At 44.9% G+C, this 22442-nt stretch carries 23 protein-coding genes; 10 read left to right on the top strand and 13 right to left on the bottom strand.

Annotation, left to right across the window (positions count from 1 at the left end):
* Positions 1–3 precede the first annotated feature (3 nt).
* From atpA to CIK98_RS16855, 10 genes are all read right to left on the bottom strand, one after another.
* Positions 4–1590, bottom strand: a complete 1587-nt coding sequence (atpA, locus tag CIK98_RS16900) for a F0F1 ATP synthase subunit alpha (RefSeq protein ID WP_094386332.1) — start codon at positions 1588–1590, stop codon at positions 4–6.
* A 19-nt stretch (positions 1591–1609) separates the two neighbouring features.
* A complete protein-coding gene (locus tag CIK98_RS16895) occupies positions 1610–2146 on the bottom strand; it encodes a F0F1 ATP synthase subunit delta (protein ID WP_094386330.1) in 537 nt (178 codons plus the stop codon).
* 6 nt (positions 2147–2152) lie between these two features.
* On the bottom strand, positions 2153–2668 hold the full coding sequence (gene atpF, locus CIK98_RS16890; protein ID WP_094386328.1) for a F0F1 ATP synthase subunit B: 516 nt from the start codon (positions 2666–2668) through the stop codon (positions 2153–2155).
* 57 nt (positions 2669–2725) lie between these two features.
* Entirely contained in the window at positions 2726–2968 is a 243-nt protein-coding gene (gene atpE / locus CIK98_RS16885) for an ATP synthase F0 subunit C (protein ID WP_094386326.1), read from the bottom strand.
* 86 nt (positions 2969–3054) lie between these two features.
* Positions 3055–4101 (bottom strand): F0F1 ATP synthase subunit A, encoded by a 1047-nt coding sequence (gene atpB, locus CIK98_RS16880; RefSeq protein ID WP_094386354.1) that lies wholly within the window; start codon positions 4099–4101, stop codon positions 3055–3057.
* A 15-nt stretch (positions 4102–4116) separates the two neighbouring features.
* Positions 4117–4629 (bottom strand): hypothetical protein, encoded by a 513-nt coding sequence (locus tag CIK98_RS16875; RefSeq protein ID WP_094386324.1) that lies wholly within the window; start codon positions 4627–4629, stop codon positions 4117–4119.
* Entirely contained in the window at positions 4629–4871 is a 243-nt protein-coding gene (atpC, locus tag CIK98_RS16870) for an ATP synthase F1 subunit epsilon (RefSeq protein WP_094386323.1), read from the bottom strand. The genes CIK98_RS16875 and atpC overlap by 1 nt, the downstream gene beginning before the upstream one ends.
* A gap of 24 nt (positions 4872–4895) precedes the next feature.
* The gene (gene atpD / locus CIK98_RS16865; protein WP_094386321.1) at positions 4896–6422 is read right to left on the bottom strand and encodes a F0F1 ATP synthase subunit beta; all 1527 of its coding nucleotides are present in this window, start codon (positions 6420–6422) and stop codon (positions 4896–4898) included.
* 182 nt (positions 6423–6604) lie between these two features.
* Positions 6605–7582: a 6-phosphofructokinase gene (gene pfkA, locus CIK98_RS16860; protein WP_094386319.1), complete on the bottom strand. Its 978-nt coding sequence runs from the start codon at positions 7580–7582 to the stop codon at positions 6605–6607.
* A 53-nt stretch (positions 7583–7635) separates the two neighbouring features.
* Positions 7636–9045, bottom strand: a complete 1410-nt coding sequence (locus CIK98_RS16855) for an SLC13 family permease (protein ID WP_094386317.1) — start codon at positions 9043–9045, stop codon at positions 7636–7638.
* A gap of 158 nt (positions 9046–9203) precedes the next feature.
* Between CIK98_RS16855 and CIK98_RS18990 the strand changes: the two genes are divergently transcribed.
* The 3 genes from CIK98_RS18990 to CIK98_RS16840 all read left to right on the top strand — a co-directional run bounded on the left by CIK98_RS18990 (position 9204) and on the right by CIK98_RS16840 (position 12466).
* The gene (locus tag CIK98_RS18990; protein WP_094386315.1) at positions 9204–9386 is read left to right on the top strand and encodes a lipocalin-like domain-containing protein; all 183 of its coding nucleotides are present in this window, start codon (positions 9204–9206) and stop codon (positions 9384–9386) included.
* A 133-nt stretch (positions 9387–9519) separates the two neighbouring features.
* A complete protein-coding gene (locus CIK98_RS16845) occupies positions 9520–10047 on the top strand; it encodes a 30S ribosomal protein S16 (protein WP_094386313.1) in 528 nt (175 codons plus the stop codon).
* Positions 10048–10585: 538 nt separating this feature from the next.
* Entirely contained in the window at positions 10586–12466 is a 1881-nt protein-coding gene (locus tag CIK98_RS16840) for an IS1634 family transposase (protein ID WP_253249773.1), read from the top strand.
* 269 nt (positions 12467–12735) lie between these two features.
* Here CIK98_RS16840 and CIK98_RS16835 read toward each other — a convergent pair whose 3' ends face one another.
* The 3 genes from CIK98_RS16835 to CIK98_RS18435 all read right to left on the bottom strand — a co-directional run bounded on the left by CIK98_RS16835 (position 12736) and on the right by CIK98_RS18435 (position 14526).
* Positions 12736–12936 (bottom strand): hypothetical protein, encoded by a 201-nt coding sequence (locus CIK98_RS16835; RefSeq protein WP_094386309.1) that lies wholly within the window; start codon positions 12934–12936, stop codon positions 12736–12738.
* Positions 12937–12949: 13 nt separating this feature from the next.
* Positions 12950–13654, bottom strand: coding sequence for a response regulator transcription factor (locus CIK98_RS16830; protein WP_094386352.1), 705 nt, complete (start codon positions 13652–13654; stop codon positions 12950–12952).
* 92 nt (positions 13655–13746) lie between these two features.
* The gene (locus tag CIK98_RS18435; RefSeq protein ID WP_172410010.1) at positions 13747–14526 is read right to left on the bottom strand and encodes a sensor histidine kinase KdpD; all 780 of its coding nucleotides are present in this window, start codon (positions 14524–14526) and stop codon (positions 13747–13749) included.
* A 1170-nt stretch (positions 14527–15696) separates the two neighbouring features.
* Here CIK98_RS18435 and CIK98_RS18430 point away from each other — a divergent pair.
* The 7 genes from CIK98_RS18430 (at position 15697) to CIK98_RS16800 (ending at position 22051) form a co-directional block, all read left to right on the top strand.
* A complete protein-coding gene (locus CIK98_RS18430) occupies positions 15697–15858 on the top strand; it encodes a hypothetical protein (RefSeq protein ID WP_172410009.1) in 162 nt (53 codons plus the stop codon).
* Positions 15859–15946: 88 nt separating this feature from the next.
* Positions 15947–16138, top strand: a complete 192-nt coding sequence (locus tag CIK98_RS17765) for a hypothetical protein (RefSeq protein ID WP_141210583.1) — start codon at positions 15947–15949, stop codon at positions 16136–16138.
* Positions 16139–16257: 119 nt separating this feature from the next.
* Positions 16258–16920 carry a CPBP family intramembrane glutamic endopeptidase gene (locus tag CIK98_RS16820; RefSeq protein ID WP_094386306.1) on the top strand — a complete coding sequence of 221 codons (663 nt, stop codon included), beginning with the start codon at positions 16258–16260 and terminating at the stop codon, positions 16918–16920.
* A gap of 29 nt (positions 16921–16949) precedes the next feature.
* Positions 16950–18266, top strand: a complete 1317-nt coding sequence (locus CIK98_RS16815) for a radical SAM/SPASM domain-containing protein (RefSeq protein WP_172410008.1) — start codon at positions 16950–16952, stop codon at positions 18264–18266.
* 88 nt (positions 18267–18354) lie between these two features.
* Positions 18355–18666 (top strand): hypothetical protein, encoded by a 312-nt coding sequence (locus CIK98_RS16810; protein WP_094386302.1) that lies wholly within the window; start codon positions 18355–18357, stop codon positions 18664–18666.
* A 47-nt stretch (positions 18667–18713) separates the two neighbouring features.
* Positions 18714–19877 (top strand): HlyD family secretion protein, encoded by a 1164-nt coding sequence (locus CIK98_RS16805; RefSeq protein WP_094386300.1) that lies wholly within the window; start codon positions 18714–18716, stop codon positions 19875–19877.
* A gap of 8 nt (positions 19878–19885) precedes the next feature.
* Entirely contained in the window at positions 19886–22051 is a 2166-nt protein-coding gene (locus CIK98_RS16800) for a peptidase domain-containing ABC transporter (RefSeq protein ID WP_094386298.1), read from the top strand.
* Positions 22052–22442: the final 391 nt, after the last annotated feature.

Genomic DNA, 22442 nt, shown 5'->3' with positions numbered 1-22442 from the left:
CTATCAGTTTTTATATTGTCCTGCAATGTCGGCCATGGTCTGCTCGATGACACTTGTGACAGAGTCATCAATCTTTCCAGAGGCGAGTGTTGCAATAACATCCGGATGTGATGTGCGCAGTTTGTCGAGGAAAGAGTCCTGACACTGACGTACACATTCCACAGGCACGTCATGCATCAACCCGTGAGTACCACAATAGATAATGGCAATCTGTTCGCCTACTGGCATTGGGCTATACTGCGGCTGTATGAGCAACTGGTTGTTCTTTCGTCCGCGGTCGATGGTCATTGCCGTAACTGGGTCCATATCACTTGAGAACTTCGAGAAGGCCTCGAGTTCCCTGTACTGTGCCATATCAATTTTCAGAGTACCAGCCACTTTCTTCATACTCTTTATCTGAGCAGATCCGCCCACACGTGATACAGAGATGCCGACGTTGATGGCAGGACGGAAACCCTGGTTGAAGAGGTCGCTTTCGAGATAAATCTGTCCGTCGGTAATGGAGATTACGTTTGTCGGGATATATGCCGAAACGTCGCCAGCCTGAGTCTCGATAATAGGCAATGCAGTGAGCGATCCACCACCCTTGACATGCCCTTTCATACACTCAGGCAGGTCGTTCATCTGTTCAGCCACTTCCTGCTGGTCGTTGATACGGGCAGCTCTTTCAAGCAGACGGCTATGCAGGTAGAACACGTCACCTGGGTAAGCCTCACGTCCTGACGGGCGGCGAAGAATGAGCGACACCTCACGATAGGCCACAGCCTGTTTTGAGAGGTCGTCATACACCACGAGTGCGCTCTCTCCCCTGTCGCGGAAGTACTCTCCGATGGCTGCACCAGCAAACGGAGCGTAGTACTGCATTGCAGCAGGATCGGCTGCAGTGGCAGACACCACGATGGTGTATGGCATTGCACCGTGCTGCTTGAGGTTCTCAACGAGAGCGGCAACAGTAGAAGCCTTCTGTCCGATGGCCACATATATACAATAAACTGGCTTTCCAGCCTCATAGAAGCTCTTTTGGTTGATGATGGTGTCGACAGCAATGGCAGTCTTTCCGGTCTGTCGGTCTCCAATGATGAGCTCACGCTGTCCACGTCCGATAGGAATCATCGAGTCCACACCTTTGAGTCCTGTCTGGAGAGGTTCCTTTACTGGCTGTCTATAGATTACACCAGGAGCCTTTCTGTCGAGCGGCATCTCAAATGCTCCGGTAAGGTCGATGTCTCCCTTTCCGTCGATGGCCTGTCCAAGTGGGTTGATGACACGTCCGAGCATGTTGTCGTTGACGCGAATTGAAGCGATGCGCTTTGTTCGCTTTACGACCATGCCCTCCTTAATGCCTTCCACCGAACCGAGAAGCACACAACCGACGTTGTCTTCCTCCAGGTTCATGACTATAGCCATGGTGCCATTTTCAAACTCGAGCAGTTCGTTGGCCTCGGCATTGTGCAGTCCGTAGATACGAGCCACACCGTCGCTCACTTCGAGTACGGTGCCGACCTCGTCAAACTGCTGTCCGCCGTTGATGCCCTGAAGTTGTTCGAGCAGCATTTGCGACACTTCGCTTGGTTTTATTTTGTCTGACATGTTTTTTTAGTTTAATTAATTACTTTCTCAACTGGTGAAGCACGTTTCTGAGTTGGCTCTGCACACTGGCATCGAGCCTGTACGTGTCATATTCGAGAATAAACCCTCCAATGATGTCCGGGTTGACCTCAGTCTCGAACTCCACCGTTCCCTTGGTTTTGTTTTCAACCATCTGTCGCATTTTCTTTTCCGTTTCCGGCGAAACAGCAACAGCGGTTGTGAGCTTTCCTCGGATGATGTTCTTCTGTTTTCGATAAAGCGTGACATACGAGTTTGCCATAAACTGCACAAAGCTTTCCCTGTCCTCCTTTAGTACGAGCATGATGAATTTCTCAGAAAGCTCAACGATGTTCTTACCGCAAGCAGTAGTGAGCAATCCCTTTTTCTTGTCTTTGGAGAGCATGGGGTTGTCGATGGCGTGTCTAAGCTGTGGTACATCCGCGAAGCTCTTGGCCAGTGTAGTCATGTTTTGACAAACCTGGTCTTCCTTGTTCGCAGCGGTAGCCGCCTTGAGCAGCGCACGAGCGTATCTAACTGATATTACTCCGATGTCCATGTCACATTATTTTTTATCTTCCACAGCAACCTCATCCAACAGTCTGTCAATAGTCTCCATCTGCCTGTCGGCTGCAGAAAGTTCCTTTCTTAGAATTTTCTCAGCCACCTTGACGGAGAGCTCCGCCACTTGCGCCCTTATCTCCGAGATTGCAGCGGCCTTTTCCTGTGCGATGTCGGCCTTTGCCTCCTCGATGAGCCTTGTGGCCTCGTGGCGTGCCTGTTCCTGGGCCTTGGCAACAATTGCCTCGCGTGTGTCAGCAGCCTCTTTTAATATCTGGGCTTGCTTTTGACGCGCTTCCTGCAACATTGCCTCCCCCTCTTTCTGAATGTTCTCGAGCCTTGCAGAAGCCTCGTGAGCTTTTCTGAGGCTTTCGTCGATGTACTGCTTTCGGTTGTCTACCATATTGACAATGGCAGGGAAACCAAATTTTGCCAGTACTCCGAAGACCACGAGAAAGGCTATGAGCATCCAGAAGAGGAGTCCCAAGTCAGGGGTCAATATAGATGGCAAATTTTCCATTCGATGATGTTTTTTGATGTCAACTCGTCAACTTGTCAACTCGTCAACTTGTCAACTTTACTTAATAAGGAATGCGCAGGCAGCAATGGCGAAAAGGGCGCAACCCTCAACGAAGGCAGATGTCAGAATCATGTTTGTCTGAATCTTGCTTGTTGCCTCTGGCTGACGTGCGATGGCATCCATAGCGCTACCGCCAATCTTACCAATACCTAAACCTGCACCAATTGTTGCAATACCTGCTCCGAGACCGCAGCCCAGCTGTGCCAGACCTTCAGCAGCCAAAAGTGTTGAAATAATCATAATTTTATAAGTTTTAATTTGTTATTGTTAATTCTTTTATTACTATAATTCTTTAATCTTTAATTTTTTAATTCTTTATCAAAGAATCAATGGTGCTCCTTATGTGCAAGTCCGATGAACACTGCGCTAAGCATAGTGAACACATAAGCCTGGACGAAAGCCACAAGCAGCTCCAGACAGTTCATGAACAGAAGCATGACAGCACTGAAAAGATTCAGTCCGATGCCAAAGCCCACACCCATTGACCAACCGAGGAAGATGACACAGGTGAAGCTGAGCATCACCGCATGACCTGCCATCATGTTGGCGAAAAGACGAATCATCAGTGCAAACGGCTTAGTAAATACTCCGAAGAACTCGATGACCGGCATTACCGGCACTGGATATGCCTTCAGGAAGAGAGGCACCTCCGGCCAGAATATTTCCTTCCAATACTCTTTGTTGCCGAAGAGGTTGATGGCCAACATCGTGCAAAGAGCGAGGAACAGTGTTACATTGATGTTACCCGTCACATTTGAACCACCGGGGAACACAGGTATGAGTCCTATGAGGTTGGTGGTGAGGATGAAGAAGAACACGGTGAGCAAGTACGGCGCGTACTGCTTATAGTGCTTCTCTCCCACAGACGGACGGATAAGGTCGTCGTGGATATACATCACGAGCATCTCCACAGCTCCGACGAATCCCCGCGGTGCATCACTCTTCTCGTCTCGCTTCTTATACCAGCGCGAGCATGAGAGGAACACTGTCAGCAACACTGCCACCACAATCCATATCTGAGCCACGGCCTTGGTGATGCTGAGGTCGAGTGGACGCTCAGATGAGCCGTCAGCCATACGCTCATAGATTTTTCCATGGTGTGCCGGGTCGAAGAAGTACTTCTCCGGCAGCGTGTGTGCAGTGCATAAAGTCCACTCTCCCGTTTCGCCGCTACGTACGATGATGGGCAGCGGAATGCTGAGGTGCTTTCCCTCATACGAGGCGATATGCCACTCGTAGGAATCGGACAAGTGCTCAAGGACTATTTCTGGTATGTCCAGCGCCTCGCCTTCCTTTGCTGTCTCATTGGCAAGGGAGTTTACCGGGCACAATACCACGGCGAGCATCAATATTATTGTCCTTATTCGTTTCATCATAATCGAAGAGATTTATGAGTGTTGTTTGACATTATTGAATTTGTCGACTATCTTCGATTTCATTCCGAAGAATATCGAGTGATGGACGAGCATCGCCACATAGAACGGGGCGAGTACCGAAAGGAAGCCGAGCATCTCTTCACGTCCGTAAGCGAGATAGTATCCAAACATGACCGAAATGGTGAGCAGCATACGGAATCCCGACACGGCAGAATAAAACGTGGTGAGCGAATCGACCGAACGGCTTGCCACCCTGATCCATACAAGTCCTGTTGCCACAACGACGGCAAGTGTATAAAGTGCAGATATTACCGCCGGCACCATTATCCACTGGTTGTCAGAGCAATAGGCGATGGCCGCTGCTGCTGCCAAGAGTATGACCACCATGGCTATTCCTCTTTTGATGAAGGAGTGGCCTGTAGTCTTGACTTCCTTCAGCCAAGGGTTTTGCCCTTGCATGTCACAGCTATCTGTCGTTGGCTTACTGTTGTCGATTAGACTTTCTTCCATGGCGTCTTTCTCCATTATAGTTCAACACAAAGGCTAACCTTGTTTTTGTTGACTTCAACGAACCCGCTGGAAATGGTCATCTCATGCAGTCCCTCTGAATCCACATACACAACCTTTCCCCTGTCAAGACAAGAGATGAGCGGTGCGTGGTCTTTCAGTACCTGAAACTCTCCTGACACTCCCGGTGCGGTGACGCTCTCTATCTCACCGTCGAATATTACCTTCTCTGGTGATACTATTCTTAATCTCAAACCCATAATAAACAATTCTTTATGAAGGCATTAGCCTTTGGCAGCCTCCATGAGTTTCTTACCCTTTGCTATGGCATCCTCAATGGTGCCGACGTTAAGGAACGCCTGTTCTGGCAGGTCGTCCACCTCACCATCGAGAATCATGTTGAAGCCCTTTATTGTATCCTCTATTGGCACCATTACTCCAGGTATGCCAGTAAACTGCTCTGCCACGGTGAATGGCTGAGAGAGGAAACGCTGCACACGACGTGCTCGGTTAACGGTAAGTTTATCTTCATCAGACAACTCGTCCATACCGAGGATGGCGATGATGTCTTGCAATTCCTTGTAACGCTGCAGTATCTGCTTCACACGCTGAGCGCAGTCGTAGTGTTCCTTGCCCACAATGAGCGGGTCGAGGATTCGGCTGGTAGAACCCAGTGGGTCTACGGCAGGATAGATACCAAGCTCCGTAATCTTACGGCTAAGTTCTGTTGTGGCATCGAGGTGGGTGAAGGTGGTGGCAGGAGCAGGGTCGGTCAAGTCGTCTGCAGGAACGTAAACGGCCTGCACTGATGTGATGGAACCTTTCTTTGTAGAAGTGATTCTCTCCTGCATGGTACCCATTTCCGAAGCCAGAGTAGGCTGATAGCCCACGGCAGAAGGCATACGTCCAAGAAGAGCAGACACTTCTGAACCAGCCTGTGTAAAACGGAAAATGTTGTCGATGAAGAACATGATGTCAGCCGCTTCGCCGTCCTTGCCTCCATGGTCGCGGAACTCCTCAGCCACGGTGAGTCCAGAGAGAGCCACAGAAGCACGTGCGCCTGGGGGCTCGTTCATCTGTCCATATACAAGTGTGGCCTGCGACTTTTTCAGTTCTTCGGGGTCAACAAGCGAGAGGTCCCACTTGCCTTCCTCCATGGCTTTTCTAAATTTCTCGCCATACCTGATTACGCCCGACTCGAGCATGTCTCGGATAAGGTCGTTGCCTTCACGTGTACGCTCTCCCACTCCTGCAAAAACGGAATATCCATTGTGTCCCTTGGCAATGTTGTTGATAAGCTCCATGATGAGCACTGTCTTTCCCACGCCAGCACCTCCGAAGAGTCCAATTTTTCCACCCTTCATGTATGGTTCCAGCAAGTCAATAACCTTGATACCAGTAGCGAGCATCTCTTTGTGAGTAGACAGTTCCTCAAACTTCGGGGCTTCTCTGTGGATAGGATATGCCCCTTCCATGCTTAGAGGTTTCATACCATCAATAGGCTGTCCGATTACGTTCATCATTCGGCCTTTGATTTGCTCTCCGGCAGGCATTACAATAGGTGAACCTGTCTGCTTAACCTCGAGTCCTCGCTGCAGTCCGTCAGTATTGTCCATGGCTACGCAACGCACGGTGTCCTCACCGATGTGCTGTTGCACCTCGACAATAAGCTCTCTGCCATCAGGACGTTCGATTTTCAGAGCATCATGAATTTTGGGTAGCACTTTCTCCGCATCCTGTCCTTTGGTATCGAAGAAGACATCGATAACTGGACCGATAATCTGCGAGATGTGTCCATTAATCTGTGACATACGCTTTATAATTTGTTAAATTGTCTTTTTTTAGTATTTTCTAAAGGCTATTTGTTGTTTATTCCTTGCAAAGGTAGACATTTTTATTTAAAGCCCAAAGAAAAAAAGATATTTTCTTTCTAAGTATTTTAAAATATTGAAAGAATTTTCACCTTGACAGCTGTTGTTTTAACAAAAAAACGTCAAATGCTCAATTCATCGAGCACCTTTATGAGTTTCATGTCAAGTGGCTTGTCTGTACGGATGGCATCTGAAAATGGTACATATACCACTTCATTGTTCCTTACGCCTACCATCACGTTGCGTTGTCCCTGAATGATTGCCTCAATGGCACCGACACCTGTACGGCTGGCAAGTATGCGGTCGCGTGCTGTCGGGCGGCCTCCGCGCTGCAAGTGTCCGAGTATAGACACGCGCACATCGAAATCAGGGAACTCCTTCTTCACGCGGTCGGCATAATACATAGCACCACATTTTGGACTTTCCGACACGATGACGATACAACTCTTCTTTGATTTGCGGATACCTCGTTCCATGAATCGTCCAAGCTGGTCGACGTCTGTTGCCTCCTCTGGGATGATGGCAGCCTCAGCACCGCTGGCAATGGCACTGTTCTGTGCAAGGAAACCAGCATCGCGTCCCATCACCTCGATGAAGAAGATACGCTCGTGGCTCTGTGCAGTGTCGCGGATTCGGTCAACACACTCTAGGATGGTGTTCAATGTTGTATCATATCCAATGGTGGAATCTGTACCATAGAGGTCGTTGTCGATGGTGCCTGGCAATCCTATGCAGCAAACGTCAAACTCTGCCGCAAAGTCGCGTGCTCCTGTCAGCGAGCCGTTACCACCAATGACCACCAGTGCGTCGATGCCTTCCCTTACCATTGTGTCGTATGCTTTCTGCTTTCCTTCCGGAGTCATGAATTCCATACTGCGTGCAGTCTTCAGAATAGTACCGCCTTGCATGATGATACCGCTGACATTTTCTGTTGTGAAAGGCTTTACCTCACCATTAATGAGTCCATCATATCCACGATATATTCCCTTGATGTTAAAACCATTGTATATACCTGCTCTCGTGACCGCACGAATGGCAGCATTCATACCTGGGGCATCTCCTCCCGAAGTAAGCACTCCTATTGTCTTAATTTTTGCCATAATATTTTTGTGTTAAAGTTCGTTTTGTTTACACCTTATTTATATATATAATGCTATTTGAGCAGATAGCACTCCACCCATAGCAACGCCATACCAGCCATCCAACCGAGTAGCACCTTTGGCGTGCAATTCTTGAAATACCAGCCTACGTGCATACGTTCCATCTTCATCAACGCAATCCCGCTTTGTGAGGCGAAACAGGTGAGACATCCTCCAACAGAAGTGGAGAAGGCCACAATTTTCCAATAGGTGCCGTTTTGCACGAAGTTTGCCATGTAGTCTGAGTCCACCCATCTCAGCAGTGCTGCATCGTCCACCACATCGTAGAGCGAGAGGTTGGTCATGGCAACAGTAAATGTGTCCACCACTCCACTCAGCAGTCCAGACATCAGTCCGAGTGCCCATACATTGTGAATATTATAGTCTATCCATTCCGATACGGAAGCGAAGAAACCGGTTTCGTTTACCACTCCCATGGAAAGCATAATGCCCATAATGAAAAGAATCATCTGCAAACTGCCATACTGCAACGACCTTGGGAAACGTCGTTGTATCATCTGTTCAGCATTCATAAGTTTGCGGTTGAAAATTTCGTTCACCACCCACAACACCGCCAGCACACATAGTGCACCAAGAAACGGACTCAGTTTGGTGATATTATGGAATGTGGGTATAAACCACAATCCGCCAATTCCCACGAATAGCATCGACAGACGCTGCAAACGATTAAGGTTTGTGTCGTCTCCACGATATGGTATCGCGGGCCATTCCACGTCAAGCCTTGCGGGAAGGCAACGTCCGATAAGGTATGTTGGCAAAGCCCATGCCGTCAATGCCGGCAATGCGAGATATGCAGAGAAGTTGGTGGCCGTTACGGTTTCTTCTCCCCACAATATTACTCCTGCCGGATCGCCAATCACGGTCATGCATCCTCCAGTGTTTGCAGCGAGCACGATGGCCGAGCCGATGAGCATTCTCTGTCTCCTGTTCTGCACTATTCCATGCATGATGACAAGCATCATGGCAGTTGTAGTAAGGTTGTCGAGATTTGCCGAAATGATGAATGTAGCGACAGTGATGGACCATAACAGACGCTTGCTGTTTCGCGTTCTGATCCATTCTGAAATGAAGTCAAAGCACCCATTGTTGTTTAGTATCTCCACGATAGTCATTGTGGCAAGCAAGAACAACACTATTGCCGCAGCCTTTCCCACATACTTCAGGAAGATATTGTCGTAGATGAAATATTTCACAGCATCACTGTTTGGCGCCTCTCCGGCCAAGAAGTCAAAATACTCTCTTGGATGCTGACTCATAACGAAATCTGTACCATAGCATATATACAAGACCCATCCCACAGTGCCCATAAACATGGCGATTGCAGCCTTGTTTACGTTGGTAAGATGTGTAGTAGCCAAAAGCACATATCCCAAAATGAATATCAACACTATCAACAATGTCATACTTCTCAATTATTTTAAATTTCGGCACAAAGATAACAATCTTTTGCGACATACGTGTCTGTTTTCAAAAAAAAATGCTTAAGTTTAATCATTTTTTCACAACGACATAGTCTGTAAGGATGTAAAAGAGTTCAAAATGACATATTTTCATATACTAATTGCGATGTTTTGAAGATTTTGTTTGCATATTTGTAATACAGTTTGTTACCGACGCCAGCAAACTACTGTCACTTTTGAAGACACTTGGCAGCAACTCCACAAGCACCACCATCTCTACAGTCACATCGCTCATGAAGAAAGTAAACGGCATGCAATGTGGCATAGCATTGGTAAAGAAATAGTTAAATAACATTAACTTTTTAAAAAAGCGTCCTTATACATTCTTAAGATTTATATTTTCTTCGTACCTTTGCACCCGCTGTCACGAGTTGGCAGCATTAATTCAAACTTACAATTAAATATTTTAAACAAAAAATGGCAACAAAAATCAGATTACAGCGCGGCGGCCGTAAAGGCTATGCTTTCTATAGCATCGTTATCGCCGACGCACGTGCACCACGCGATGGTAGATTTACTGAGAAAATTGGTACTTACAACCCTAACACCAATCCAGCCACAGTAGATTTGAATTTCGACCGTGCCCTTTATTGGGTAGAGTGCGGAGCTCAGCCCACTGACACCGTACGCAACATCCTCGGTCATGAAGGCGTTTACCTGATGAAGCACCTCCGTGGAGGCGTTAAGAAGGGCGCATTTGACGAAGCTACAGCACAGAAGCGTTTCGACGCTTGGAAGGCTGACAAGCAGAAGGGTCTTGACGCTGTTCGCGAGAGCGAGGCTAAGGCTAAGAAGGAAGCTATCGCCAAGGAGCTTGAGGCAGAGAAGAAGATCAATGCCGAAATCGCTAAGAAAGTAGCTGAGAAGAAGGCTGCCGCTGAAGCTGCAAAGGCTGAGGCTGCCGCTGCAGAGGCTGCTACCGAGGAAGCTCCCGCAGAGGCATAATCCCCATCAGGTTTTCAGAAAACTTAAAAGTACAGACGCGAATCTTTCGCGTCTGTACTTTTTTTATGGCGGTAATTATCGAGGTTGAAAGACTATAGAGTAGTGCCATCTGTCACATGATGACAGTCGGCTATCATAACTATGCCAGACGGCTGCCATAAAGGTGGCAGTAAGAGACGTTTGTCGAAACAAAGTGTCTCGTTGCGTATTCATATATTATATGAGCAAGGTCGGCCAGCACTCTACACTCTACATTATTTTGCAAATAATAGCTGATAATCAGTATGTTGCAGAATGTAGAGTACACCTCAACTCTTCATTCACTCTTCATTCACTCTTCATAATTTACACGTGAGCTTGACGAATATTCCCATCCGCCTTTAACCCAAGTTTGATGGCTCATATTTTTTTTCGGCCTTTTTGGGGGTATTAAAAACAGTCAACCCGCTGTGTTTCATCCAAAGTGTCCACATTATTTGAATTGTAGTACACAGAAGTCTCGCGGAAAATTTGTACCTTTGCACCCGCTATGCATTTTATGTCTCAACCAAGATATAATCCGAGGACCCAGTGCGATGACTGGTACTACCGCATCAAGGAGTCTTTCCGTGACCTGTCAGGCCGCGTGCGTTGCCGTGTCATGCTAAACGTTGGATTCATCGACGAGCCTCACCGCCCCGAGGACATCCGCGACATAGGCAAGTGCCTCACATATCTTTCTAAGCACCAGGGCCAGCAGGATTTGTTCTCAAGTCCGTTGTCTCGATACAACGAGTTCGTGCGCCGCAAGGCGGAGGAGTTCTGGCGTGAGATGGTGAACAACGGCAGCATTGATGCCGTCAATGCAGCCCTTGAGGAGTCCCGCGGACAGGCGGAGCGCCTTGTTGACGTGAACACCGTCAAGCATACAGACGCGAGGGATGTCGGTGCGGAGTGGATATGCCTCCAGGCCATCCGCGAGCTTGGGATAGACAAGTTCCTGGCGAAGGAAGGCTGGAGCGAGATACGCATAAACACCGCGCTTGCCCACCTCATAACCCGTACCGTGTATTCCCCATCGGAGCTGAAGAGCTTGCGCATAATGGACGAGAACTCTGCCGTATGCGAACTCATAAGCGGCAGCACTGACTGGCGTCCTGGATTCCAGTCCATTTATAAGGTTGCTCCGTCACTGTACGAGCTGAAGGACAAGCTCGAGGATCATCTGTGCCGAAGAACTGACGACCTGTTCAACATAACCAACAGGATTGCCATCTTCGACCTCACCAATTTCTACTTCGAGGGCAGGAAGGACAGCAGCGTCAAGGCCAGGTTCGGCCGTTCCAAGGAGAAGCGGTCTGACTGCAAGCTGCTTGTGTTGGCACTGTGCATAAACAGGGAGGGTTTCATACGCTACTCGTCAATACTTGCCGGCAATACGGCCGACCCGAACTCGCTTCCGGACATGGTGGACACGCTCAACTCCAAGACACGCGTCCCGAATGACCCTAAGGACAAGGTGTTAGTCTGCCTTGATGCAGGCATAGCCACCGAGGAGAACCTCAGGAAAATCAAGGGCAAGGGATATAACTACCTGTGCGTCAGTCGCAGAAGACTTGCCGACTACGAGCTTGCGCCTGATGCCAAGACCGTCACCGTGCAGGACAGCAAGCGGCAGCCCATCAGTCTCACGCAGGTAAGGCATGAAGAAGGCGGCGACTATTATCTGGAGATAAAGTCACCCGCCAAGGAACTCAAGGAGACCTCAATGAACCGAAAGTTCAAGGAGCGCTTCGAGGAGGAACTCCAGAAGGCAAGGGAGTCACTCACGAAGAAGAACGGGACGAAAGCATACGAGAAGGTCATAGAGCGTGTGGGAAGGGCCAGACAGAAATACCCGTCCATATCGAAATACTATGTCATTGACTACATCGCTGACAATCCGAAGAATCCCAAGAACATGGCTGACATACAGTGGCGCATCGCCGTGCCGGAGAACGTGGACAAGGACAGCGGAGTGTATTTCCTCAGGACGAATGTCGCGACGTTTGACGAGAAGACCACATGGGACTATTACAACCTTACGCGTGAAATAGAATGTACCAACAGGCAGCTGAAGACCGACCTCAACCTGCGGCCGATACACCACAAGAAAGATGACCGCTCGGATGCCCACCTCTTCCTCGGACAGCTCTCATACTGGATAGTCAACACAATCAGATACAGACTCAAGCAGGCGGGTGAGAACTGCTACTGGACAGAAATAGTCAGACGGATGTCAACACAGAAGGCCGTCACGACGGAAGCTACGAACGCTCTTGGAGAGAAGGTGCATATGAGGATGTGCAGTGAACCGACAGAGGCAGCCAACAATATTTACGAACTATTGAAGTACAAGAAAATGCCATTCAGAAAAATCAAAATCCAAAAAAGTTTGTAGTACACAGCGATGCAAATTGAAATCGAAAGTCGCTGAACAGCAAAGGAAATGGCTTATAAGGCATCAAACTTGGGTTAAAGTCGTCACAGCACCGGGAGGGTCGATGTAGGGCAGATGTAGAGTGAATGAAGAGGCGAGAGGCACTCTACATTCTATAACCAGTTATAAACAAGCTACTTACCTCAATCTGATGTAGAGTGTAGAGTCGTGGCGGCATTCAGATAGTTCATGCGAAATAGAATATGCTACTTTCATTGTTTGATAATAATTCACGCATTTTCCGTTTCCTCTATCTTGCGGAGAATCTTCATAGCCTGCTCCTCCACTATCTGTAGGTATTTCGCCTTCATCTCCGGATTGTATTCGAGCTTGCCGCTCCGCAAATACTTCACTCCCATCAGTATGGCGGTGAGGTCCGATTTGAAATCAATGAGCAGACTCTTATAGTCAGTCTCTTTCTTCTCATCCATAGTGCTTCCTCCTTTAGTCTTTAGTCAGCAATGTCAGTCCCACGCCGCGTATCGTCTTCAGTTCTAATGAGGGGTCGTCCTCGATGTCGTTCCTAATCTTTTTTATAAACACATCCAAGCTGCGCGATGCGAAATAGTCCTTGTTTTCTATTCCCCAGAATCGGCTGAGCAGTGCCTCACGTCTCACCACCTCGTTCTTGTTAACGGCAAGCAATTCCAACACTTGCGCCTCCCTTTGCGTCAGCATTTTCTTTACTCTTGTGCTACGGTTGATGAGGCAGGCATGGTCGGCATCGAGTATATACTGTCCAAGCACGATGTGCCCCGACTCATTGTTGCTCCGCCTGCCTTCTTTCAGTTTAACAAGACTTTCTACATGAGCGTTAATTTCATCAGGCATAAATGGCTTTTTTATATAATTGTTGGCTCCAGCAAGATAACCTGTCTTCAGGTCTGCCGACGATGTAAGGGCAGTGGTGAAGAGAATAATCGTGTCACCGTCAATCTCACGAATACGTTTCACCATCTCCAGACCGTCCATCTCCGGCATCTTGATATCCGACACAATCACATCGGGCTTGAATTCAAAATACGCCTCCAGTCCCTCCCTTCCGTTGCAGGCTGTTCTCACCTCATAACCACCTACGATGTCCTCTAAGCTCGACTTCTCCATGTAAGCCAAGTTTGCATCGTCCTCCACAAGTAATAGCTTTATCATAACTTCTTCTATTTTATTGTTGACGGCACAAAGGTAATAAAAATAAACCATAATCCAATGCCGCAAAGCATACGTTAACCTAAAGATAACATTCAGGCGGTCTCTTCTACGTTCTCATTCGGCAGCAATATCGTGAACTCGGTGTATTGTCCCACCTCGCTGTCAACACCCACAATGCCCCCGTGAGCCTCGATAACCTGCATCACGTAGCTCAGCCCTAAGCCGAAGCCGGCAGGGCCGTTGTGCTTGAATGTGCGCCCCAATGCTGATGCACGTTCAAACTTATCGAAGATTACCTTCTGGTCCTTCTTCGATATTCCCATACCGTTGTCGCGAACCCTTATCTCCACTCCGCTTCCAGTATCTCGGCTGCTAATTTCTATCTCGATTGTCACGTCTTTACGTGAATATTTCACGGCATTGTCCACAAGGTTGCTCAGTGCCTCGCTGAGATATTCCGCATCGGCATACACCGTCTCTGCTGCAAAATTGTTTGTGAAGTGTATATCCTTTCCCGGATATGTAGAGAATTTCTCCTCTATGCTCTCCACCATTGGCGCAATATCTACATTCACCTTGTTCATTTCTAATTTTCCTTCCTCAAGTTTAGATATTGTCAGGACCTTATTCACAAGAGCAAAGAGATGCTGAGCCTCATCCTTCATTATCCTGGTGTACTTCTCCCTCATATCGGCATTGCTCGCCACTTTCTCATATCCTAAGGCGTTAGCGCCTATTGTTATCGTGCTCAATGGAGATTTCATGTCGTGTACCATAGCGTATGTAAAGTCCTTGCGTAATTGCATTGTTTTGCGCTGGATTCGGATGTTGTTCAGCTGCTTCACTATGCACGAAATTGTAATTACCAACATAATAATGTTTATAAACATTATCAATCCCATTTTTTCAAAAAATACACTATATGGATTAGCCAACTCAAGATACACTCCTTCACTTTTGTCTCGGCGTGTATAAATTGTATCTGTTGTTATAGGGAATAAAAAAGTCCTGTTAGAGGAATTCGAAATTATTTTTCCATTCTTTATATAATGTATATTATAATTAAACGTATTTCCAGTACATAAAATGGAGTCTATTATATTTAAATTTGGACGTGTTTTTGTTCTTTTATAAAGTTCATCATTAAAAACTGTTATATTAGGTGTTTCTTCATTAACATCTGAAATCGTTATAGACGTTAAAGCAGAACATGCCCGTATTTCGGCTTCTTTGAACAAAGCCACATTAAACTCTTCGTTTATTTGTATTCTCAATTCGCTTGCAGTAAATGTAAAACTCTGGAATAACCATATTCCTTGCGAAACAAAAGTAGCAAGCAATCCAAATATGGAAATAATAATGAACGTATTTTTTCCTTTTCTAAACATATTAATTAAAGCAATTTTTTGCAAAGATACCACAAATGAAACAAAAAGACGCATTATTTTGTGTTTTTTTGTTATTATTATATGTTTTATTAAATTAATAAAGTGCAATTTGTTCAACACCTAATTATAATAAGATACAGAATACGGGTGACATGAAACAATAACCTAAAGATAACCGCCTATTAACATATTGTTTCTTATAATCAATGTACCTTTGCCCCCTGAATTTAAAAAACAATATAAAAATGGAAAAAGAAGGATTCAAAACGTTATCAAATCAAGAAGCTGAAATGATTTTTGGCGGAAAACTTGTATGGGTAGTTATTTCGAAAAACCAGGGTTACTGGAAAATGGTATTTTGACTATAACTAAATAGGAAAACATTAACCTAAAGATAACCGAGCGTTAACACAGGTTGTGGAAAACAAACCTTACCTTTGCACCCAGAAATAAAACAAGACAAAAAAAACGAGAATTATGGACAAAGAGTACTTAACAACAAAATCAATGCGCCGACATCAGCAGATGCTAAAGTGTATAACGGCACATGCAAGAGACAAGCCATTGTAAGTATGTTATCATACACCTTATGGCTAAGATATAATGCAAACGTGAATCAATAATATTAACAAAGTTTAAATCAAAAAAAAAAAAATGAAAAAGTTAGAAAAGATGGGGCTTGTTCCCTTGACTAAAAAAGAAACCACAGAAGAAAATGGTGGAGGCGTAGAAAACGAGAAGCAAATACCTGATATAAAGGATATGATAAAGGTTTGCTGTATCAACATTCCGCCGATGCCGGTGTTAAATATGTAATATTGAATTGAAAAGAAGATTCGCAACCACGGCGGATGCACGTTCTTCTAAACCAAATAATGTTTAATTAAATAAATAAGTAAAAATTATGAAAAAACTTAATGTTATTGAAATGTCTGTGGAAGACATGCAGTGTGTAAATGGCGGTCATACTGGAGACGCAACAACATGCCCTGAATGCAAGAATCTCCTTCCAGGAACAGAAGCTTGTAAAAATCATGGTATATTGGCTGCTGTTCAGACTTATGCAGTGATGGCATATTGTTGGATTAACTCATAAATGGCATAAGAAATCTATCAAGAAATGAGAATTGGTGACACATAATAACAATTTTCTAAATTGTTTTTTGTTTTCACCAATTCTTTATACTCTTATCCCAATATTGTAAAGTATCAATTATGAATGAAGTAAAAGAAAAAACTTGGGTGTTGCTAAAAGTCACAGCATGTATTTATCTGCCATTGGTGTTTTTTGCATTGCTGTATTTGGTAATAGTGTTCGGTATAAAATTAGATATCAATTTTAATGGCTTAACAAGTAGTGCTTATAATGACATACTTTGGGCACCTTTTGTATACTACTATTATAAAAAACATTGTCCGAGACCGATAATTCCCGCAAAACGTTTGTCTGCAAAATACTCAATTATAGCTATTGCGATAGGAGGTGCATGGTATGGGTTAGCATTGTTGTGTTCATATATTATAACTGGTGAAATTATATTTGCGACAATCAAATGCTCGCTTTTTGAGCATATATTCCAGTTTATTGGCGTAGTGATGGTTGCTCCTATTATTGAAGAGTTATTCTTCAGACAGTGGATACCTTCATATATGTCGAAACATGGATTCTCCAATATGACAACTATAGCAGTTTCAGCATTATTATTCTATTCCATTCATTTAGATGCAGTTACAATACCTTATTGGTATAGCAACATTGATACATTCTTTATGGGTGTGGTACTGTCACTTTGCTATGCGTACACCAAAGATATTAGGTATTGCATCATTGCACATATGTTATCAAATATTGTTGCTTTGTTTATTGCTATCTTATGATGTGTTTTATAATAGTTCAAATCATGAATATGATTAAGAGGAATAATTTTAAGTTGTTCGATGTCGGCGAATCACTATATGTGTTTCTTACTGGCAGTCAGCAGGTGATGAAGGTAACAAATTCACAGATGAGCAGGTATTTCAATGCCGCGATGAAAGGCATGGATAGTGTACCCGATATGGATGAAAACATAGCTGCTGAGTTGACAAAAGAACTGATAGAGTTGCGTGACTCTGTGGTGATTAAGGATACGCCATCGTCGGAATTTGAACAAGTGATGCTCACGCTAAACACCACACACGGCTGTAATATGGCTTGCCGTTATTGTTTTGCATCTACAGACAACGACCGACGGAAAGTGATGCCGGCAAAGGTGGCAAGGAAAAGTGTGGAGAATCTACTGATGCAATATCCTGAAGCCAAGCGCTATATGATATATTTCTTTGGAGGTGAGCCGCTGTTGCACAAACTGTTTATAAAGGACACGGTGGCGATGGTGAAGGAAGTGTTCAAGGACAAACAGGATAAGAGTTTCGGGTTTCTGATTAACACCAACGGTCTGCTGATTAACAATGATGACCTGTTGGAGTTTTTCAAAAAAAACAACTTCAACGTGACCGTAAGCATTGACGGTCCGGAGGAAATAAACGACAGCAACCGTGTGTTGCTTAACGGAAGCGGTAGTTTCAAGATGATAATGAGGGGCATTGAGGCTCTGAAAAAAGCCAAGGTGAACTTCAACCTTAGGGCGACAATAAGCCCCATGGTGAAAAACCTGCTGGAAGTGTTCCGCTTTTTTGAGAGTTTGGAAGCACCATACGCATACTCCTTCACCATTATCACCGACAAAAAGAACAAAAAGGAAACAAAATTTACGGAAGAGGAATTGCGGGCACTTGGCAAACAATATGCCGAGGTAACAGACTTTCTTGCAGACAAAGTAATCAATGGCGAAAAGGTGTATTGTACCGACTTTATCGAGAGACTTTCGATATTAGAGCACAGATGGTTGAGAACCCATGGATGTGAGGCAGGCAGAAGCGCGCTGATTGTAGACGAAAACGGAGACTATTATCCCTGTCAGAACATGCTTCCGATGAACGTGTGGATTGGAAATGTGGAAATTGGAGTGGATAAGGAACTGGCGGAAGGCTACAGGTCGCAGTTTATTGATGACCTTTGGGAGTGTCGTAAATGTTGGGCACGTTATCTTTGCGGAGGCGGCTGCCAAGCTGACCGTAGGATGTATAAATGGGACTTCCCCGATGATACTCCGCAGCATTGCGTAATATCTTTGTTCGAATGGGAACAGACATTGAAAGCATTTGTGAAAATAAAACGTTAACCTAAAGATAACAGTGCGTTAACATATTGCTAAGATAAAATATAATACCTTGCACTGAATTTGAAAATAACAAATAAATTTAATAATTATGATTGAAAAAACATTTTCTGTGTTAGGAGCTTACGCCATACTCGCAACCTTTGTATTAGTATTTACAGAGGGATTTACTCCAATGCTGTTAAAAATTGGAATATATCTTTTACTTATGACAACGGTTATGTCATTGTGGAAAAGCTGCCGCAACTGGGTGACCGTGATACGAAACTATTCGTTCTTTCTCACATTTGCCATTTTCATGACTTATAGTCTTGTTACTGCTTTTCTTTATATGTTGCTTCCTGCAATGGTTGGAGCTTTATTAATTAGCAAGACATACGACTATTTGAAAAAAAATAATTGACGTTTAAATGTTCCTTGTTATATACTCTCGTTAACAAAATATAATATATGATTTTACCAGACGGATGGATTGAGAATAGCATTGAGACCTATATCTATCATTACACAACAAAGTCTCAAATAATTTACTGGGTGGTATTGGCTGTCCTCTCACTGATGTTCTTGGCTCTGCCTATGGTCTATGTTGACATATCGGTGCAAAGCAGTGGTATGGTGAGACCTGCTGCCGAGAAGTCGGAGATAAGAGCCACCATGTCGGAAATAGTGGATCAGGTATATGCCCGTGAAGGGCAGAAGGTGAAGCGTGGTGACACGATTCTGAGTTTCCGCAGTAGCACTCCTGAGATGAAAATCGATTATCAGGCAGGCAGACTCCACGATTTTAGCAGTCAGTTGAGTGATTTGGAATATCTTGCAAAAGGAAAGTGTCCGTCTGTGTTCCAGTCGGCGGTACGGCTGCAGGAGTATAATTCTTTTCGGGAAAAAAAGCGTGAGCTGGAAGTCATTCTGGAACATGTGTGTAAAGAATATGAGCGTAATAAGAAACTTTTCGACATAAACATTATCTCAGAAGAGGAGTATGAAAAATATCTATATGAATACAAGGGCAAGAAGCAGGAACTGGCATCACTCGTTGAAAGCCAAACAAGCGCATGGCAAACAGAGCTTAACACATTCAGAAATCAGTATAGAGAAATGAGTTCTGACATGCGGCAGGAAAGGACAGACATGAACGACAGATACGTGGTGCGCAGTCCAATAAACGGTACAATCGACCAGTTTGCAGGCATATATAAAGGCAGCTCGCTTCAGAGCGGACAGACCATAGCCATTGTCAGCCCTGACTCCACTGTGTATGTAGAGGCATACGTGTCGCCCAATGACATAGGATTTATCCGTGCCGGCATGAAAGTGAAGGTGCAGGTGGCGTCATTCAACTATAATGAATGGGGGACACTTGCAGGTATTGTGTCTGATGTCTCGTCTGATTATATGGCAGAAGAACAGGGGAACCCTTATTACAAGGTGAAATGTCGCTTGAACAATAATTACCTGGAAATGAAAAAGACAGGGATAAGAGGATATCTGAAGAAGGGAATGACAGTTAGCGTGCATTTTATGATTACACGCCGCTCTCTATTTGATCTTCTTGTGCACAACATCAATGAATGGATGAATCCCACACAATACAGTATGAGACATAACAAATAAAAAAAGCAATGACAAGGAAGAACTACAAGATAAAACAGCACGATATAACCGACTGTGGTGCAGCCTGTCTGGCATCAGTTTGCGCATGGTACGGATTGAGTTTCCCGGTTGCAAGAATACGCCAGTATGCCTATACCGACCAAAAAGGCACAAATATATTAGGAATGATTGAAGCCGCCGCAAAACTGGGACTGTCGGCAAAGGGAGTGCGTGCACAATTTGAGGCGTTGGATATTGTGCCAAAACCTACCATAGCGCATATTGTTGTGAAAGAAGTTTTACACCACTTTGTCGTAATCTATAAGGTCAGCAAAAGTCATGTGACATATATGGATCCTGCCGATGGGAAAATGCATAAAGTTGCTAATGAGGAATTCAAGAAAAAGTGGACTGGAATACTTGTAATGCTGGAGCCTGATGAGAAATTCCATGTAGGCAATGAGAAAACAAGTATGGCAATGAAGTTTCTCAAATTATTATTGCCACATAAAGGTATGCTGCTTCAAGCCTTGTTTGGAGCGTTTGTATATAGCATTCTTGGTCTGTCCACTTCCGTGTATGTAGGCAAGATTACCGATTATGTTCTGGTTGACGAGAATGTGAATCTCTTGAATCTTATGGGGGTGGTAATGATTATATTGCTTGTGCTCAGGACGTTTGTAGGCTCAATGAAAAGCATTCTGGCTCTGAGGACGGGGCAGCGCATAGATGCCGCCCTTATATTGGGATATTACAAACATCTGCTCACACTTCCACAGCAATTCTTTGACACGATGCGTGTAGGCGAGATTATTTCACGAGTGAATGATGCCGTAAAAATCAGGAATTTCATAAATAATGTGTCGCTTGACTTGGTGGTTAATTCCATGATTCTTGTGTTTTCGGTATGTCTTATGTTTGTATTTTCATGGCAGCTGGCAATTGTGTCACTTGTCTCTGCTCCATTGTTCTTTGCTGTGTTTTGGACATTCAACCGTTTGAACCGTAAATACCAACGACGCATAATGGAGAGCAGCGCAGACCTTGAGGCGCAACTTGTAGAGTCAGTAAACGCAATCTCTACAATCAAGCGTTTTGGAATAGAGGATTTTGCAAATATGAAAACCGAAAGCCGTTTTGTGCAGCTGCTGAAAAACACATTTAGGAGTATATACGGGTCAGTGATTGCTGGTAACGGGGTGCAGTTTATATCTACAGGTATCACGGTGGCGGTACTGTGGATTGGCAGTCTGCTGGTGATTGACAAGGAAATGACCCCAGGCACGCTTATGCTTTTCTATTCATTGGTGGGATATGTCGTGTCGCCTGTAGGTACACTGATCACCTCAAACCAGACAATACAGGACGCACTCATTGCCGCCGACCGCCTGTTCCAAATTATGGACTTGGAGTGTGAGCAGGATGATACGGAAAAAGTTACGCTTACTTCTGAAATGATAGGAGACATAACTTTCCATGATGTGGCCTTCCGCTATGGGTCAAGGAAACAGGTGTTTGAGTCGCTCAACCTTACTATACCAAAGGGAAAGACTACTGCTGTGATAGGCGAGAGTGGTTCTGGTAAGACGACACTCATATCTTTGCTGCAGCATATATATAATGTACAGGAGGGCGAGATTCGTATTGGTGGCTATGATATTGCGCAGATAAGCAATGAAAGTCTGCGCCGACGCGTTGGAACAGTACCCCAACAGATAGAATTGTTTGCCGGAACCGTGATAGAAAATATTGCCCTTGGTGATTTTAATCCGGACATGAAACGAATCGTGGACATAATAGACAGACTTGGATTGAAAGCTTTCATCGACGGGCTGCCAAATGGATATACAACCCATATCGGTGAACATGGAGCCTCTCTCTCCGGCGGTGAGCGCCAGAGACTGGCTATAGCAAGGGCATTATATAGACAGCCTGATATTCTTATTCTTGATGAGGCAACATCGTCTCTTGACTCCATATCGGAAAAATATGTAAAAGCAACGCTTTCTTTTTTTGCCTCGCAGGGGAAAACTGTCATTGTCATAGCCCATAGGCTCTGTACAGTGAAAAACGCAGACAGCATAATCGTTATAGACAAAGGTAAGGTGGCTGAGATAGGGGACCATAGTTCGCTTGTTGCTTCTGATGGCATATACAGCCGTCTGTGGAAAGAGCAGTTTAATGAAATTGACTGATTTGGAGAATCAACTAAAAACAAGGCACAGTTGCATAAGTCCGTGGCTTAAATTTGTAGTATAGGTATATATTAGAACAGCAGAAATTCCGTAGAGGAGTACATGCATCGTCAATGCATTACATAAAAGTGATGAAGTCAGTAAATATGTGTTTATCGTTCAGCCAAGGCTGAACGGTCGTTGAAGGCACTGTACTTGTCTCATGAAGATAACTTCAAGCACCGTTCAGCCTTGGCTGAACGATAAATCAAGCTAAACAACATGGTCTTTGGATAACAAGATGATATTGCCACGGACTTATGTAACTGTGCCAATAAGCCCCATGGTGAAAAGCCTGTGAAAGTATGTGTTGCAACAAGTTGGAAAATATTTGCGTAACTAGTTGAGCTAT

This window comes from Prevotella sp. P2-180 (assembly GCF_002251435.1).
Lineage (GTDB): Bacteria > Bacteroidota > Bacteroidia > Bacteroidales > Bacteroidaceae > Prevotella.
Note: the sequence above shows the minus strand (reverse complement) of the source record. Positions and strands in the feature narration are given on the sequence as shown.

Coding starts and splice junctions, on each gene's coding strand:
- atpA (WP_094386332.1), bottom strand. CDS start 1,590: ATGTCAGACAAAATAAAACCAAGCGAAGTGTCGCAAATGCTGCTCGAA.
- CIK98_RS16895 (WP_094386330.1), bottom strand. CDS start 2,146: ATGGACATCGGAGTAATATCAGTTAGATACGCTCGTGCGCTGCTCAAG.
- atpF (WP_094386328.1), bottom strand. CDS start 2,668: ATGGAAAATTTGCCATCTATATTGACCCCTGACTTGGGACTCCTCTTC.
- atpE (WP_094386326.1), bottom strand. CDS start 2,968: ATGATTATTTCAACACTTTTGGCTGCTGAAGGTCTGGCACAGCTGGGC.
- atpB (WP_094386354.1), bottom strand. CDS start 4,101: ATGAAACGAATAAGGACAATAATATTGATGCTCGCCGTGGTATTGTGC.
- CIK98_RS16875 (WP_094386324.1), bottom strand. CDS start 4,629: ATGGAGAAAGACGCCATGGAAGAAAGTCTAATCGACAACAGTAAGCCA.
- atpC (WP_094386323.1), bottom strand. CDS start 4,871: ATGGGTTTGAGATTAAGAATAGTATCACCAGAGAAGGTAATATTCGAC.
- atpD (WP_094386321.1), bottom strand. CDS start 6,422: ATGTCACAGATTAATGGACACATCTCGCAGATTATCGGTCCAGTTATC.
- pfkA (WP_094386319.1), bottom strand. CDS start 7,582: ATGGCAAAAATTAAGACAATAGGAGTGCTTACTTCGGGAGGAGATGCC.
- CIK98_RS16855 (WP_094386317.1), bottom strand. CDS start 9,045: ATGACATTGTTGATAGTGTTGATATTCATTTTGGGATATGTGCTTTTG.
- CIK98_RS16845 (WP_094386313.1), top strand. CDS start 9,520: ATGGCAACAAAAATCAGATTACAGCGCGGCGGCCGTAAAGGCTATGCT.
- CIK98_RS16840 (WP_253249773.1), top strand. CDS start 10,586: ATGTCTCAACCAAGATATAATCCGAGGACCCAGTGCGATGACTGGTAC.
- CIK98_RS16835 (WP_094386309.1), bottom strand. CDS start 12,936: ATGGATGAGAAGAAAGAGACTGACTATAAGAGTCTGCTCATTGATTTC.
- CIK98_RS16830 (WP_094386352.1), bottom strand. CDS start 13,654: ATGATAAAGCTATTACTTGTGGAGGACGATGCAAACTTGGCTTACATG.
- CIK98_RS18435 (WP_172410010.1), bottom strand. CDS start 14,526: ATGTTGGTAATTACAATTTCGTGCATAGTGAAGCAGCTGAACAACATC.
- CIK98_RS18430 (WP_172410009.1), top strand. CDS start 15,697: ATGAAAAAGTTAGAAAAGATGGGGCTTGTTCCCTTGACTAAAAAAGAA.
- CIK98_RS17765 (WP_141210583.1), top strand. CDS start 15,947: ATGAAAAAACTTAATGTTATTGAAATGTCTGTGGAAGACATGCAGTGT.
- CIK98_RS16820 (WP_094386306.1), top strand. CDS start 16,258: ATGAATGAAGTAAAAGAAAAAACTTGGGTGTTGCTAAAAGTCACAGCA.
- CIK98_RS16815 (WP_172410008.1), top strand. CDS start 16,950: ATGATTAAGAGGAATAATTTTAAGTTGTTCGATGTCGGCGAATCACTA.
- CIK98_RS16810 (WP_094386302.1), top strand. CDS start 18,355: ATGATTGAAAAAACATTTTCTGTGTTAGGAGCTTACGCCATACTCGCA.
- CIK98_RS16805 (WP_094386300.1), top strand. CDS start 18,714: ATGATTTTACCAGACGGATGGATTGAGAATAGCATTGAGACCTATATC.
- CIK98_RS16800 (WP_094386298.1), top strand. CDS start 19,886: ATGACAAGGAAGAACTACAAGATAAAACAGCACGATATAACCGACTGT.